Annotated in this window: 14 protein-coding genes; 10 read left to right on the plus strand and 4 right to left on the minus strand. The window is 38.4% G+C overall.

Going from position 1 to position 15,739, the window contains the following annotated elements; all coding sequences use genetic code 11:
* Nucleotides 1-55 precede the first annotated feature (55 nt).
* A complete protein-coding gene (locus FEDK69T_RS13005; RefSeq protein WP_131494763.1) occupies nt 56-835 on the minus strand; it encodes a hypothetical protein in 780 nt (259 codons plus the stop codon).
* Nucleotides 836-977: 142 nt separating this feature from the next.
* Nucleotides 978-2,243 carry an ABC transporter permease gene (locus FEDK69T_RS13010; RefSeq protein WP_023574640.1) on the minus strand — a complete coding sequence of 422 codons (1,266 nt, stop codon included), beginning with the start codon at nt 2,241-2,243 and terminating at the stop codon, nt 978-980.
* 290 nt (nt 2,244-2,533) lie between these two features.
* Here FEDK69T_RS13010 and purH point away from each other — a divergent pair, with 290 nt between their 5' ends.
* The 6 genes from purH to rodA are packed head-to-tail and all read left to right on the plus strand — an operon-like array spanning nt 2,534 to nt 9,795.
* Nucleotides 2,534-4,060 (plus strand): bifunctional phosphoribosylaminoimidazolecarboxamide formyltransferase/IMP cyclohydrolase, encoded by a 1,527-nt coding sequence (purH, locus tag FEDK69T_RS13015; protein ID WP_023574641.1) that lies wholly within the window; start codon nt 2,534-2,536, stop codon nt 4,058-4,060.
* A gap of 55 nt (nt 4,061-4,115) precedes the next feature.
* Entirely contained in the window at nt 4,116-5,144 is a 1,029-nt protein-coding gene (locus FEDK69T_RS13020; RefSeq protein WP_023574642.1) for a rod shape-determining protein, read from the plus strand.
* A gap of 11 nt (nt 5,145-5,155) precedes the next feature.
* Nucleotides 5,156-5,983, plus strand: coding sequence for a rod shape-determining protein MreC (gene mreC, locus FEDK69T_RS13025; protein WP_023574643.1), 828 nt, complete (start codon nt 5,156-5,158; stop codon nt 5,981-5,983).
* Nucleotides 5,976-6,482 (plus strand): hypothetical protein, encoded by a 507-nt coding sequence (locus tag FEDK69T_RS13030; protein WP_035630716.1) that lies wholly within the window; start codon nt 5,976-5,978, stop codon nt 6,480-6,482. The genes mreC and FEDK69T_RS13030 overlap by 8 nt, the downstream gene beginning before the upstream one ends.
* Entirely contained in the window at nt 6,479-8,542 is a 2,064-nt protein-coding gene (mrdA, locus tag FEDK69T_RS13035; protein WP_023574644.1) for a penicillin-binding protein 2, read from the plus strand. The genes FEDK69T_RS13030 and mrdA overlap by 4 nt, the downstream gene beginning before the upstream one ends.
* On the plus strand, nt 8,539-9,795 hold the full coding sequence (gene rodA / locus FEDK69T_RS13040) for a rod shape-determining protein RodA (protein ID WP_035630717.1): 1,257 nt from the start codon (nt 8,539-8,541) through the stop codon (nt 9,793-9,795). The genes mrdA and rodA overlap by 4 nt, the downstream gene beginning before the upstream one ends.
* Here rodA and FEDK69T_RS13045 read toward each other — a convergent pair whose 3' ends face one another.
* Nucleotides 9,796-10,518 (minus strand): DNA/RNA non-specific endonuclease, encoded by a 723-nt coding sequence (locus FEDK69T_RS13045; RefSeq protein WP_023574646.1) that lies wholly within the window; start codon nt 10,516-10,518, stop codon nt 9,796-9,798. It abuts the gene before it with no gap.
* Nucleotides 10,519-10,696: 178 nt separating this feature from the next.
* Here FEDK69T_RS13045 and FEDK69T_RS15895 point away from each other — a divergent pair, with 178 nt between their 5' ends.
* Nucleotides 10,697-11,140 (plus strand): hypothetical protein, encoded by a 444-nt coding sequence (locus FEDK69T_RS15895; protein ID WP_023574647.1) that lies wholly within the window; start codon nt 10,697-10,699, stop codon nt 11,138-11,140.
* A gap of 52 nt (nt 11,141-11,192) precedes the next feature.
* Here FEDK69T_RS15895 and FEDK69T_RS13055 read toward each other — a convergent pair whose 3' ends face one another.
* The gene (locus FEDK69T_RS13055) at nt 11,193-13,364 is read right to left on the minus strand and encodes a carboxy terminal-processing peptidase (RefSeq protein ID WP_023574648.1); all 2,172 of its coding nucleotides are present in this window, start codon (nt 13,362-13,364) and stop codon (nt 11,193-11,195) included.
* A 175-nt stretch (nt 13,365-13,539) separates the two neighbouring features.
* Between FEDK69T_RS13055 and surE the strand changes: the two genes are divergently transcribed.
* The 3 genes from surE to lpxB are packed head-to-tail and all read left to right on the plus strand — an operon-like array spanning nt 13,540 to nt 15,704.
* Nucleotides 13,540-14,301, plus strand: coding sequence for a 5'/3'-nucleotidase SurE (surE, locus tag FEDK69T_RS13060; RefSeq protein WP_023574650.1), 762 nt, complete (start codon nt 13,540-13,542; stop codon nt 14,299-14,301).
* A gap of 15 nt (nt 14,302-14,316) precedes the next feature.
* Nucleotides 14,317-14,589 carry a hypothetical protein gene (locus FEDK69T_RS13065; protein WP_023574651.1) on the plus strand — a complete coding sequence of 91 codons (273 nt, stop codon included), beginning with the start codon at nt 14,317-14,319 and terminating at the stop codon, nt 14,587-14,589.
* A gap of 2 nt (nt 14,590-14,591) precedes the next feature.
* The gene (gene lpxB / locus FEDK69T_RS13070; protein ID WP_023574652.1) at nt 14,592-15,704 is read left to right on the plus strand and encodes a lipid-A-disaccharide synthase; all 1,113 of its coding nucleotides are present in this window, start codon (nt 14,592-14,594) and stop codon (nt 15,702-15,704) included.
* Nucleotides 15,705-15,739 lie beyond the last annotated feature (35 nt).

Here is a 15,739-nt window from a genome sequence, read left to right on the forward strand (position 1 = left end):
TCGGGATTTTTTATTAATTATTTTCTAAAACAAAATTAAACAGTCATAATCTACTCTATTGCACTTCATAGTAGTATTCTGTTGTTCCATCAAAATTCCCATCAGAAGTTATTGCAGCTTTAATTGGAAAACCATAATCATTATAAGTAAAAGTTTTAAGTTTTGTATGTATTCCGGTAAATTCTGAACTGACATGCACCTCTTTTACAACATTATGCAGATCCCCTTGATGAATAAAAATTTCCTCATAAAAGTAAAAGCGTAACTTTTCAAAACCTAAAATAACATTCAAAGGATTTTCTTTATCATCGTAAGTAAAATCCTCAGTCCATGTTCTTGTACCTGTCACACCAACTTGACTGCTCTCGTTCTTCACTATAACACCATCTTCCAAAAAAAACTTCGAACTACCGCCAAACAAGTCCTGACTCTCGGCATCACCTCCATAATTATTGACTGTTACAGTGTTGTCTGCATTATACAAAAATTCAGCTCGTCCACTATGGCCATCATTTCGATGCGAAACAATACCTAACACCTTCCCGTTTGGATCATATGAAAAATAGGTTGTTGCACCTATAACATTTCCTCCATAATCTTCAATTTTAGTAATTAAATCATCTATGTAGAAGAATTTTCTTATCTGGCCATTTGAATAAATCATCCGATTCAATTTGTCACCCTCATACTCATACTCAGTTCCAAGAATTATATCACCGTTAGAACCTTTTTCAACATATTTTCGAAGTTTTGTCCCGTTCGTGGTCAATTGCTCTTCTGGAGCCGACACAGTATCATCACTTGAGCAGCTCAAAAGTACACAGGTCAAGAGCATTAAGATTATTTTATTCATAATTTAATTTTGAACGAGCGAAAGTAGAAAATATTTACAAAAAAATTAGTTTTTTGTTAAAAGAACAAGTTATACCAAATATAAAACAACCGCTCTTTTAACAGCTTAAATCCAAATTACAGTTTTACATCCCACTGCGAATAGCCTCAACCGGATCTAATTTAGAAGCCGCTATAGCAGGCACGATTCCTGAAACGAGTCCAATAAACGCTGCCAGTGAAGTTCCTATAAATATATTCCAGAAACCGAGCACGAATTCAAAATCCAAGGCTTTGGACATTCCTACAGCAATTCCCCACACCAGAAGCATCCCAACTATTCCGCCAATAACCGAAAGAATAATCGCTTCAAACAAGAACTGGAACATGATAAATCGGTTTTTGGCACCTAATGCTTTTTGAATACCGATAAGATTGGTACGCTCTTTCACCGAAACGAACATGATGTTTGCAATTCCGAAACCACCAACCAATAACGAGAATCCGCTGATAATCCAACCTACCATATTCATTTGCCCGACAATGTTGTCGATCATTTCCGTAAATCCGGAAAGAATATTGATAAAGAAATTATCGGGTTCACTGGTTTTTAACCCTCTGTAATTACGCAGCTTATAGGTCAGTTCTCCTTTAAACTCGTCAATATCGGTACCTTTTTCAGGCTTTAGTTCAATTACCGGAGTCAGTGCATCATTATTGTCACCGTAAATTCTTCTGAAATTATTACTCGGAATATAAGCTCTGGTATCGTTACTTCCAAAAATGGATTCTCCCTGCTTTTTCAAAATCCCGACTACATTATAGCGTTGGCCGTACAAACGCACGGATTTACCAATCGGATTCATATCCCCAAAAAGGGTTGTAGCCACTTCACTACCTAAAACAATTACGCCCAAACCTGCATTTGATTCGGCTTCCGAGAAGAACCTCCCCTCACCTACCTTCACGTCGTCAATAATTTCAATTTCGTTTGTTGACGGGACAATTTCAATATCGCTGGCAGTTTGTTTTTCGAATTTAATATTTTCTCTTTTGGTGAAATAGGCGAAACAACTCTTATCCAAATTGCTCATCGAACGTCTTAAGTATAAATATTCGTCGTACGAAACATTAGGAAACTGCCCCACTTTCCAATCCGGTACATCTGTTGGACCAAATGAATATTTGAAGAGGTAGATCGTATTTTTGTCCAATCCGCTCAAATCGCTTTTTATTTTTCGGTCCATGGAGTCGACCGCAGTCAGAACCGCAATGATGGAAAAAATCCCAATAGTCACTCCCAACAACGAAAGCAGCGTTCGCAACTTATTGTTTCGAAGTGCGTTAAGTGCAAAGCTCAAACTCTCTTTTAAAAGTCGGGCATAAAGAACAGCATTGTTGTGATGACTCATGGATCTGTGATTTTGAAATTGCTTGCAAGCAATACCTGATTTGTATAAAAAACACCAAAAATGTTACAGAAATACAATACAAATCCTTACTAGCCCTGATGGGAGTGGCATCTTTTATGAGGCACAGGCAGTAAAAACCTGTGAGTCATAAAAATAAAACGGACGGCAGGAACATGGTTTACAAAAAAGCACCATGCCATTCGCTTCAAAAAAATATAAAAAACTATGTTATAATGTTTTAATGTTAACGTTACAATACCTACTTTTGCACCTTTAAAAATAACGACACAATGAACACTGCAAAAACTATTCAATCAGCGTTAATTTCGGTCTTCGACAAAGAAGGTTTAGAGCCAATCGTAAAAAAATTACACGAGCACAATGTAACGATTTATTCTACCGGCGGAACGGAAGAATTCATTAAAAGCTTCGGCATTCCGGTTGTGGCGGTGGAAGATGTAACTTCTTACCCTTCAATCCTTGGCGGACGAGTTAAAACATTACACCCGAAAATTTTTGGAGGAATCTTAAACCGTCAGGATCATGCAGGTGACGTGGCGCAGATGGAAGAATATCAGATTCCTCAGATTGATTTAGTGATTGTGGACTTATACCCGTTCGAAAAAACGGTTGCGTCTGGCGCAAGTGAAGCAGATATCATCGAGAAAATCGATATCGGCGGAATTTCATTGATCCGTGCAGCGGCTAAAAACTTTAAAGATACCGTTATCGTGGCATCTGTGAATGAATATGCTTTGTTCCTTGACATGATTACAAAAGGAAACGGAACAACAACCCTTGAAGAAAGAAAACTACTGGCTACCAAGGCATTCCACGTTTCTTCTCACTATGACGGAGCTATTTTCAACTACTTCAATACAGACGAAACCATCTATAAAACAAGTATTGCTGACGGACAAATCTTACGTTACGGAGAAAACCCACACCAAAAAGGATTTTTCTTCGGAGAATTTGAAAAAATGTTCAACAAAGTTCACGGAAAAGAGCTATCTTACAACAATCTATTGGATGTAGATGCAGCAGTGAATTTAATGGGTGAATTCAAAAATGACAACCCGACATTTGCGATCTTAAAACACAACAACGCTTGTGGATTAGCGACAAGAAACACCATGAAAGAAGCGTATTTGGAGGCTCTTGCAGGAGACCCAACTTCAGCTTTCGGAGGTGTTTTGATTGCAAACGGAAATATTGATTTGGCTACAGCCAATGAAATCAACCAGCTGTTCTGCGAGGTGGTAATTGCCCCAAGCTATGATAATGAAGCAATTGCAGTTTTAGAAGAAAAGAAAAACAGAATCATTTTGATTCAAAACGAAGTAGCATTACCTACAAAACAAGTGAGAACTTGTCTTAACGGTTTGTTAATTCAGGATAAAGACAATATTACAGACAATAAAGAGCATTTGAAAGTCGTTACAATAACATCGCCTTCAGAACAGGAAGTAGCTGATTTACTGTTTGCCTCTAAAATCTGTAAGCACACGAAGTCCAACACTATCGTTTTTGCTAAAAACGGTCAGCTACTGGCTTCCGGAACCGGACAGACTTCAAGAGTAGATGCTTTGCGTCACGCTGTTGAAAAAGCAAACTCATTCGGATTTGATTTGAATGGCGCCGTGATGGCAAGTGATGCGTTCTTCCCGTTCCCTGATTGTGTGGAATTGGCAAAAAATGCCGGGATTACTGCGGTTATCCAACCGGGTGGTTCTATAAAAGACGAATTGAGTATCAACTATTGCAACGAGAACAAAGTTTCAATGGTATTTACAGGAGTTCGCCATTTTAAACATTAATTTTATTATTTTTGTAGGCTAATTATTTATAAATAAATTAAACCCTCTTTTGAGTATGGGATTTTTTGATTTCATGACCGAGGACATCGCAATTGACCTTGGAACCGCAAATACCTTAATCATCCATAACGACAAGGTTGTTATCGACAGCCCGTCTATCGTTGCCCGCGACCGTATCTCCGGAAAAATTATTGCCGTTGGTAAGGAAGCGAACATGATGCAGGGTAAAACCCACGAGAATATCAAAACTATTCGTCCGTTAAAAGACGGGGTTATTGCTGACTTCGATGCGTCGGAGAAAATGATCAGCATGTTTATAAAAAGCATTCCGGCCTTAAAGAAAAGAATGTTTACGCCGGCACTCCGCATGGTGGTCTGTATCCCTTCCGGGATTACCGAAGTGGAGATGCGTGCGGTAAAAGAATCGTGTGAGCGTGTAAACGGAAAAGAAGTATACTTGATCCACGAACCGATGGCTGCGGCTATCGGTATCGGGGTTGACATCATGCAACCGAAAGGAAACATGATTGTGGATATAGGTGGAGGAACCACAGAAATTGCCGTTATCGCTTTAGGCGGTATCGTGTGTGACAAATCGGTTAAAATTGCCGGTGACGTTTTCACCAACGATATTATCTACTACATGAGAACTCAGCACAACCTTTTTGTTGGGGAAACCACTGCAGAAAAAATCAAAATTGCCATCGGTGCCGCAACAGAAGATCTGGATACGCCACCGGATGACATGGAAGTACAAGGACGTGACCTTTTAACAGGGAAACCAAAACAGGTTAACGTTTCTTACCGCGAGATTGCCAAAGCGCTTGACAAATCCATCCAGCGTATTGAAGATGCGGTTATGGAAACTTTGTCCCAAACACCACCTGAATTAGCAGCCGACATCTATAACACAGGTATTTACCTTGCAGGAGGAGGCTCGATGTTACGAGGATTAGATAAGCGAATTTCACAAAAAACAGACCTACCGGTTTACATTGCTGAAGACCCACTGAGAGCAGTTGTACGAGGAACCGGAATGGCATTGAAAAACCTACAAAAATTTAGAAGTATTCTTATCAAATAACGAAATAATACATGCAGCAAATAATTAATTTTATATTTAAAAACAGCATCCGATTGCTGTTTTTGCTGCTTTTGATAACATCATTAACTCTTACGATTCAATCGCATTCTTATCACAGAAGCCAGTTTGTAAGTTCTGCCAACGATGTGACCGGAGGGGTTTACCAGCGAATCAACAATGTGAAAGAATATTTCCATTTACGCACTCAAAACGATGAACTCGCCAAGGAGAATGCCTATCTGAAACAATTACTTTACAACAAACCCGATACGGTAATCGCTTCGACCGAACTGATTCCGAGAGGATATGAAGACATCAAGGTAATTCAATCGAAGGTAATCAAAAACTCATTCAACGTTCCCGAAAACTACCTTACCCTTAACAGCGGAAGCAAAGACGGAATTAAACCGGACATGGGCGTTGTAAACAGTTTGGGAATTGTCGGCATCGTAGAGAAAACATCTAAAAATTTCGCTACTGTTCAGAGTATCCTTAACGTTAAATCGCAAATTAATGCCAAGATTAAAAAATCGAACCATTTCGGTTCTTTAATCTGGAATGCTAAAAACGTTGGTTATGCCCAGTTAATAGACGTGCCGAGACTTGCCTCCGTGCGCAAAGGTGACACCATCGTTACCGGTGGACGTTCGGTAATCTTTCCGGAAAATATCCCAATCGGAAAAATCGACAAGATATTCATCGACAAAGCAACAAACTATTACACGATCAACATCCGTTTGTTCAACGATATGACAAATTTAGGTCACGTTTATGTGATTGAAAATGTAAAACGAAAGGAAATCATTAAATTAGAAGAAGAAACAAAACCTGATGAATAGCACTTTTCTCCTAAATATTTTTCGGTTTGTGATTTTGCTGGCCCTACAGATTGTGCTGTTTAACAACATTAACTTTCTGGGGTTCGTAAATCCTTTTCCTTACATTTTATTTATAATCCTGTATCCGGTAAACGGCAACAGGGCCGGATTGCTTGCCGCAAGTTTTTTACTTGGCCTAGCCATGGATATGTTTCTTAATTCGGGAGGCGTACACGCTACTGCCTGCTTGGTTTTAGCATTTTTCAGACCTTCGATTTTTAAATTTGCTTTTGGTATCAGTTATGAATACCAAACCGTTAAAATTGCCGACAAGTTTTCCCCGGAACGCTTTTCATTTATTCTTATCGCAGTATTATTACACCACATGGTGTTATACCTATTAGAAATCTTCCGATTTAATTTCTTTTGGGAAATTTTATGGCGAACTTTGCTATCAACAACGTTTACACTGTTACTTTGCTTTATAATTATTTATTTGATTAAGCCAAGCAAACGATGAGAAAGCTATTTTTACCCAGTTTTATTATTGTTATAGCAACTGTGCTGATAGCAAGGCTTTTCTATTTGCAGATATTGGACGATTCTTACATCAAGAAATCAGACAACAATGCTATTAAAATCGTATACGATTATCCGGAGCGCGGTTATATTTATGATCGAAACGGAGCTCTTTTGGTAGCCAACCAGCCCTCTTATGACATCATGGTCATCCCTAAAGAGATAAAAAACCTTGACACCTTGGAGTTTTGCACCATCTTGAAAATCACCAAAGACGAGTTTATTAAGAAAATCGAAAAAGCCAAGGTATACAGTCCCAGACTTCCCTCAGTTTTTTTAGCGCAGTTGAACAAAAACGAGTATGCTGCTTTTCAGGAAAAAATCAGAAAATACGAAGGTTTCTACATTCAAAAACGTTCTCTCCGCGATTATCAGGTTGAAGTGGGCGCCAATGTTTTTGGATACATCACCCAGGTAAATGATGCTATCATAGAGAAAAATCCGTACTACAAAAGCGGAGACTTGATTGGTATGCAGGGAGTAGAGCAAATGTACGAAGAGGTTTTACGCGGAATCAAAGGCGTAAAATACCGTCAGCGTGACCGTTTTAATAAAGATATTGGCCCCTACAAAGAAGGTATTTACGACACCACAGCCGTACAGGGAAAAGACATTACGTTAACACTTGATGCCGAACTTCAAAAATACGGTGAAGCCTTAATGAAAAATAAACGAGGCGGAATTGTGGCCATTGAACCGAAAACAGGAGAAATTTTGGCCTTGGTTACTGCGCCATCATACGACCCTGCTATTTTAGTTGGTAGAGAACGTTCTAAAAATTATACGGCTTTGTACAATGATTCAATTGCCATGCCTTTGTTTGACAGAGGACTATTAGCCGAATATCCACCTGGATCTCCTTTTAAAATACTAACCGCTTTAGTCGCTTTACAGGAAGGCGTTATTGACGAACAAACGCAATTTGTCTGTAATCACGGTTGGTCCTACGGAAGAGGATCTTTCATGAAGTGTCACTGTGGAGGTGGCGTTCGCAATCTGAATGTCGGAATTTACAAGTCCTGTAATGCCTATTTTGGCAATGTCTATAGACTAACAATAGATAAATACCAAAAACCCCGTTTCGGAGTCAATGCTTGGAGTGGTCACCTTAAAAGTTTTGGCTTAGGTAATTTCATGGGGTATGATTTACCACCAGGAAGAAAGGGACACATCCCTACCTCTAAATACTACGACCGTTGGTATCCTAATGGAGGTTGGAGAAGTTCAACCATTATTTCGAATTCAATCGGACAGGGAGAGGTTTTGATGACACCTATCCAATTAGCTAACATGATGGCTACCATTGCAAATCAAGGTTACTATTATACGCCTCATATCATCAAAAAAATCAAAGGTCAGCAAATCGATAAAAAATTCAGAACGAAGCACATCACAACTATCGATAAGCAATATTACACACCTGTAGTAAATGGTTTGTTTGACGTATTCAACCACGGTACAGCCGCTGGAGTGCGCGTGGAAGGAATAGAAATATGCGGAAAAACAGGTACCGCCGAAAACTTTACCAAAATTAGCGGTAAACGCGTTCAGTTACAGGACCACTCCGTTTTCGTTGCTTTTGCCCCACGCCACGATCCAAAAATTGCTATAGCCGTATTAGTAGAAAATGGGCACTATGGCGCGACTTGGGCTGCGCCAATTTCAAGTTTGATGATTGAGAAATACATCAAGAAAGACACCATTACTCGTGTTGATCTTGAGCGACGCATGCTCGAAGGAAGTCTTCAGGCCGAATACGATAAAGTCATCAATGGTTTTTATGTCGATCCTAATTGGGAGAAAAAAAATGAGGTTGAGGGCGACAAAAAAACTGAAGTCAAAGAAGTTAAAGACGAGAAAAAAACAGATACTAAATCCGGCACTAAAAAAGAGGAAAAAAAAGAAAGCCCTCAAAAAAATAACCCAAACATAAAAACAACGGGTACGGATAAAAAAACAACCGTTACTACCAATAAAAAACAGAAGTCGGAAAAGAAATGAAAAATCAAAGCGTTGTAAATAACATCGATTGGATTACGGTACTTATCTACGCCATACTTGTGATTTTGGGTTGGATGAATATTTATTCCGCTTCATTACCACTTGAAGAAACTTCCTTTTTCGATTTGACGCAGATTTATGGAAAACAGATGCTTTTCATAATCATGGCCATTCCGTTGATTTTGGTAATCCTTTCCATGGATGCCAAAATATTTGAAAAATATTCCACTGTCTTTTATATATTGGGAATCTTTTTACTGCTGGGTTTATTCGCATTTGGTAAAACAATTAAAGGACAAACCAACTGGTATCAGTTCGGGAGTTTTGGTTTTCAGCCTTCTGAGTTCGTAAAAACAGCCACGGCTCTTTTGTTAGCTAAATTGGTCAGCGACACTCAAATCAATTTAAAACTCTTTAAGCACCAGCTGATTGCGCTGGCTGTTTTCGGCTTTCCTGTATTACTTATTTTAATGCAACCCGATGCAGGAAGTGCTATGATTTTCCTCTCGCTAGTTTTTGTTCTTTATCGCGAAGGTTTACCAAGCTGGTACCTTTGGACGGGTTTTATCGGAATAGCTCTATTCATACTCGCTTTGATTGTAAAACCGGTATTCTTGATTGGTTTTGTATTGTTGGTTATGATCATCCATTTCATTTTGAATGCGCGAATTACCAGAAACCCGATCATTTACGCCGCCCTGTTTGTAGCCATCACCGGAATGGTATTATCGGTAGACTATGTGTATGAAAACGTATTGGAACCGCACCAAAAAGACCGTATCAATGTATTGATTGGGGAAGATGTAAACATGCAGAAAGAAGGTTACAACCTTAACCAATCAATGATTGCCATTGGTTCAGGCAGTTGGATTGGAAAAGGATACCTTGAAGGAACCCAAACCAAAGGAGGTTTTGTACCGGAACAACACACTGACTATATCTTCACGACAGTTGGTGAAGAATGGGGTTTTGTTGGCGCAACTGTGGTCATTTTTCTGTTCGTATGCCTCTTTCTCCGCATAATTTATCTTGCAGAAAGACAAAAAACAAAATTTAGCAGAATTTATGGCTATTGCGTGGCTACCTACTTGTTTACCCACTTTATGGTAAACATAGCGATGCTTATAAAACTATTCCCAACCATTGGAGTACCGCTTCCTTTCTTTTCCTATGGTGGTTCAAGTCTTTGGGCGTTTACGATAATGCTTTATGTTTTTATCAAGATGGATGCCAATAAGGTGAATGAATGGTAGTTAAAAGCTCCAGTTTTTATAATCGGACTCTTTTTCCAACTGGCTTTCCTTTACATCAGACAGTTTCGGAAAAAAATCAATTCCTGTCGTTTTTTCTATAACATCTACAGAAACAACGAACTTATACAAAGGCAGGTCAGACTCCTTGTGAGGCATTAGAAAACCTATCATTTTCTTCGCATCCTTAGTCATTAGTATTTTATAAAAATAGTTAGGAACAGCTACTTTCTCTTTTCCGATTGTTTTCAGGTTCCCTTTGAGTACGCCGCCCGTCACTACATAAAGTCCGTTGTATTTTTTGGCCCAATATCGAGTCTTTTGCTCCAATCGGTTCCAAACACCATCATTAAAATCATGTTTTTGCGGCGTTACATTGGAGGTAAAAAAGGTTTCCGCATAAGCCTGATAGGAACTTTTCCTATCGGCGGCAGGACACAAATGCCCTTTATCATATCCAGATTTCTTATAATTTCTCCAATCGGCAGATTCCGTTTTGACTTTCGGATCCTGGACAAAATAGGGGCGTTTGAAATCGCGATTTGAAAAATCGGCTGACGACAATTCGTAAGCCACCCATTCGGACTGTTCATATTTTTCCATATACGAAAAGGAATAACCATCACGATGAATTATAGTTCCTGAGGACGATGTTGGATGAAAATCAAACCAAGAGACTGTCGAAAATGTTTTAATCCCATCCGCCCTGATAGCTCCTTCAGTCAAAGAATCTAATTTGTAGGTTATAGATTCTGTCTCATTTTGTTTTAGCGAAAAAAAGGCCAACAATAAAAAAAAACTAAAAAATTTCATATCATCAATTATATAAGATATATCGCAAATTTTCGATTTATGACACAATATTTAATAAATTTGTAAAGGTATTAATTCAAAATAAGTCACTATGAAAATAAAAACAAATTTAATCGTAATAATGGCTGTATTAGGATTCCAACTGGGATTCTCACAAGAGCCCATAAAACCAGTCGAAAAGAAAGTTGACATTGGAGAAAAATCGACACCAACAGTTGACCCGGCAAAAGAAAAAGAACTGGCTGAAAAAGAAAAGGCTGAAATGGAGAAAGAGCTTAAAAAAGCGGAAAAAGAAAAAGAAAAGCTCGATGACGCAAAAAAAGATGTTGAAAAAGCCAAGGCCAGACTGAAAGACTCCAAAGAAGAACTGGAAGACGAACAGAGAAAATTTGACCGAAAAATGGAAAAAGGCAAATTAGATACAGATGAGGAACTAAAAGCAAGAAAAAAACTTGTAAAACTTGCCGAAAAACAACAAAAATACCAGCGTCAACTGGAGAAAGAACAAAAAGCATTAGACAAATTAATGAAATAAAAAAAGCCATTCACGTTTGTGAATGGCTTTTTTTATACATGTCTGAGGCGCTTTATTTTGCCTCTACCAATTTAACTTTTTTATCTTTCAAATTGATAGTTCCTTTTGCTACTGCAGTAGACTTCATATCCGAAAGAATATGCATTGCTTCTTCAACATAAACATCGTTGGCTAAACTCTCATGCCATCTTTCTCTTTTCTGAGCAAGTACAGTATCCTTTTTAAACATTTCCTGTTCGTATGGCAACGATGTAAACTTCAAAGTATTTTTGTAATCTGTAATTGCTTTGAATTTCTTGGCAGTTAATTCTACTGCATCCTCTTCAGCTCTGAATTTTTTAAAATTCAAACTGTAAGTGTTGATATCCTTACGCTCATTAATCCATTTTGCATTCTCGTCAATCAATTTGAATTGCGTACTGCTTGCCATTCTGGCTTTGCTTTTTGCAATTACATCATCAAAAGAAGCAGTTTTGCTGACTTTATAAGGTGCTTCGTCAATTTTATCCCAAGGCATTGCATTGTCAACATCGCGTTCTCCCATTTCGATATATGAATATCTGTCTGGCATAACAATATCACTCAGAACCCCTTCTCTTTGTGTTGACCCTCCATTTATTCTATAGAATTTTTGAGTAGTTGTTTTCAAGGCTCCAAGATCTCCAAAAGAACTGCTTCTTACAAACTGATTCAAATCAATAACATTTTGTACGGTTCCTTTTCCATAAGTATGCTTGCTTCCGATCACGATTCCGCGTTTGTAATCCTGAATGGCGGCAGCGAAAATTTCAGATGCCGAAGCCGAGAAATTATTCACCATAACTACCAAAGGACCATCCCATTGCACTCGTGAATCTTTGTCGTATAAGATATCTTTTTTCTTTCCGGAGGATTTCACCTGAACAACGGGTCCGTCTTCAATAAACAATCCAACCATATCCACAACAGTCTGAAGCGAACCTCCACCGTTGTCTCTCAAATCCATAACGATACCCTCTACCCCTTGGGCTTTCAGTCTTTCAATTTCCTGAGCCACATCCTTATAGGCATCTCTTTTATCTTTATTTTCAAAATCGATGTAAAATTTCGGCAGGTAAATAATCCCATAAGTTTTATTACCGTCTTTAACCACGCTTGATTTTGCATAGGTTTCTTCCAACTCTACCACTTCACGGACAATGCTGATCACTTTTATTGTACCATCAACTTTTTTAACCGTTAAGCGCACCTCGGTGCCTTTTTTACCTTTAATCTTTTTAACCACGTCATCGATTCTCATCCCCACAACATCTACCGGTTCACCGTTCCCTTGGGCTACTTTCAAGATCAAATCTCCTTGCTCCAATTCTTTCCCTCTCCATGCCGGTCCGCCAGGGATCAATTCTGAGACTTCGGTAATATCATTTTTCTTAACCAAACGAGCACCAATACCCTCAAGGGTTCCACTCATGCTGATATCGAACTTATCCTTTTCTTCAGGAGCAAAATAGAATGTATGTGGATCGAAACGTTCCACAATTGCATTTAAATACACAGAAAACCAGTCATTTCTATCCAATTCACCAACAAATTCAAAATATTCATTCAGTGATTTCATTGTGGTTTCACGTGAATTCTCCTCTAAATCAGCGAATGTTTTAGCTTTATAGTTTGAATCCTTTTTCTTTTTGTCATCCTCTAATTTCAACTTATCGGTAATCGAAGACAAAACAGAAAGTTTAAGTTGTTTTTCCCAACGGTCCTTCAATTCTGCCTTATTTTTAGAAAAAGGCAATTTCTCGTAATCCGTATTAATATTGTCTTCTTTATTGAAATCGAATGGTTTGTCAAGAATTTCTTTGTAGATTTTCTTAGATTCAGCCATACGCTCCACAAGACGGTTGTATGTCAGTTCAAAAAATCTCAAATCTTTGTTTTTAATCATATCGTCAATCTGAGTTTCGTATTTTTTAAACTCATCAATATCCGATTGAACAAAGAAACGTCTGGAAGGATCAATAGCATCGATATATTCCTTATAAACACTTTTTGAAAACGTATCATCCATCGCTATAGGGTCATAATGCCCTTTTTCCAGCACAAAAGAAAGCAACTCCAGCAAAAGTTTATCTTTTTCCGGATCTTCTTTTTTACTAGGCATAAAACTCCATAGTACTGCTGATAAAGCCATTATCAACAATACAATCTTATAATTTCTCTTCATAAACTGCCAAAAAGTGTTCATTACTATTTTTCACTAAATTACATAAAAAAGAAAGCCTCTTTCTTAATGTTCCAATAATTTTTTGTTAAAGGTTTGTTCGAACCAAACTCCAGTACTGCAAATTCAAAATCAAAAATTGTACCAGCATTCATTTAGAAATTGCTTACTTTAGCGAAAGTAAAAAAATATTGCCGGAATGACACAAAAACCTTTGATATTAGTCACGAATGACGATAGCATAACCGCACCGGGCATCCGTGCACTGATTGAAGTAATGAAAGAAATTGGCGAAGTCATCGTAGTGGCGCCCGACAGTCCGCAATCAGCCATGGGACATGCCATTACAATCAACAACACCCTTCATCTTGAAAAAGTCACCATCGATAAAGAACTAAAAAACGAATACTCTTGTTCCGGTACACCGGTAGACTGCGTTAAAATCGCAGTACACGAAATCCTGAAGCGCAAACCGGATTTGTGCGTATCGGGAATCAACCACGGTTCCAATTCTTCCATCAATGTTATTTATTCCGGAACCATGTCGGCCGCCGTAGAAGCCGGTATTGAAGGAATTCCCGCCATTGGTTTTTCCCTTTTGGATTACAGTTGGAGCGCCGATTTTGAACCTGTTAAGCCTTATGTCAAAAAAATAGTTTTGGAAGTACTGGAAAAAGGACTACCTGAAGGTGTTGTTCTCAATGTTAATCTTCCTAAAAAGCCCATCAAAGGAATCAAGGTATGCCGTCAGGCGAAAGCCGTTTGGGAAGAACGATTCGACAAACGAACAAATCCGCAAGGAAAAGAATATTACTGGCTTACCGGTGAATTCGTAAATTTAGACAAAGGTGAAGACACCGATGAATGGGCACTGAAACACGACTACATTTCAGTAGTACCTGTTCAGTTTGATTTTACGGCACATCACGCCATTCAGCAGTTAAACAGTTGGGAATTATAATAACAAGACTTAAAAATGAATAAAAAAGATTTGTTTATTGGCTTTTTAATCGGAATAATAGCAGCGACTTTAGGCTGCGGGTTATTTTTATATTTCTTTGCCGATGCCCGTTCCCTGGAAGATGTAAAAATAGTTCGTGCTCAGGGATTGATGGGAAAATTAATCACTCTTGGCGCTATTTTTAACTTAATTGCTTTCTTTATTTTATTAAGACTCGAGAAAGAATTAATGGCAAGAGGCGTAATTTTGGCAACGATACTTTTGGCCATTCTAACGGTAATCATATAAGAATGAAATACTACATCATTGCAGGAGAAGCTTCCGGGGATTTACACGGTTCCAACCTGATGAAAAACATTTTCAAACAGGACCCTAACGCAGAAATCCGTTTTTGGGGAGGCGATTTAATGCAACAAGCCGGCGGCACTTTGGTGAAACACTATCGCGATTTGGCCTTTATGGGTTTTGCCGAAGTGGCGATGAATTTAAAGACCATCCTGAACAATATAAAAATCTGCAAAAGCGATATTCTCAAATTTAAGCCCGATGTTATTATATATATCGACTATCCGGGTTTCAATATGCGTATAGCAGAATGGGCGAAAAAAATCGGAATTAAAAATCATTATTACATATCTCCTCAAATCTGGGCATGGAAAGAAAGCCGCATCAAAGCCATTAAGCGCGATGTCGATAAAATGTATGTAATCCTTCCGTTCGAGAAAGATTTTTATGAGAAGAAACACCACTTCCCTGTTGAATTTGTGGGCCATCCGCTGATTGATGCGATTCATAACCGACAAAAAACCGATCCCACTCTATTCAAAAAAGAAAATGGTTTGGACGAAAGGCCTATAATTGCGCTTTTACCAGGCAGCAGAAAACAGGAAATTTCAAAAATGCTTTCCGAAATGCTAGCGGTGATGAAAGACTTCCCAGACTATCAGTTTGTAATTGCTGGGGCGCCAAGCCAGGAGTTTTCTTTTTATGAGCAATTTTTAACCAACGATCAGGTTCATTTTATTTCAAATAAAACCTATGATTTGCTGAGTGTAGCACATGCGGCTTTGGTAACTTCGGGGACCGCAACCTTGGAAACCGCACTTTTTAAAGTTCCGGAAGTTGTTTTATACAAAGGAAGCTTTATATCTTATCACATTGCCAAACGAATTATCACTCTGAAATACATTTCCCTGGTAAATTTAATCATGGATAAGGAAGTAGTAACCGAATTAATTCAGAACGAATGTAATCCGAAAAGGATAAAAACCGAACTTGAAAAGTTGCTGAACCCTGAATACCGCGCCAAAGTTTTACATAATTATGAATTGCTTGAAGAGAAGTTGGGTGGTGAAGGAGCCAGCGAAAAAACGGCGCATTTAATTTATACAGCAGTGAATTGATGCAACACAAATTGGATTATATAAAAATGTAAGAA

The sequence above is a fragment of the Flavobacterium enshiense DK69 genome, assembly GCF_000498495.1.
In the GTDB taxonomy this organism is placed as follows: Bacteria; Bacteroidota; Bacteroidia; order Flavobacteriales; family Flavobacteriaceae; genus Flavobacterium; species Flavobacterium enshiense.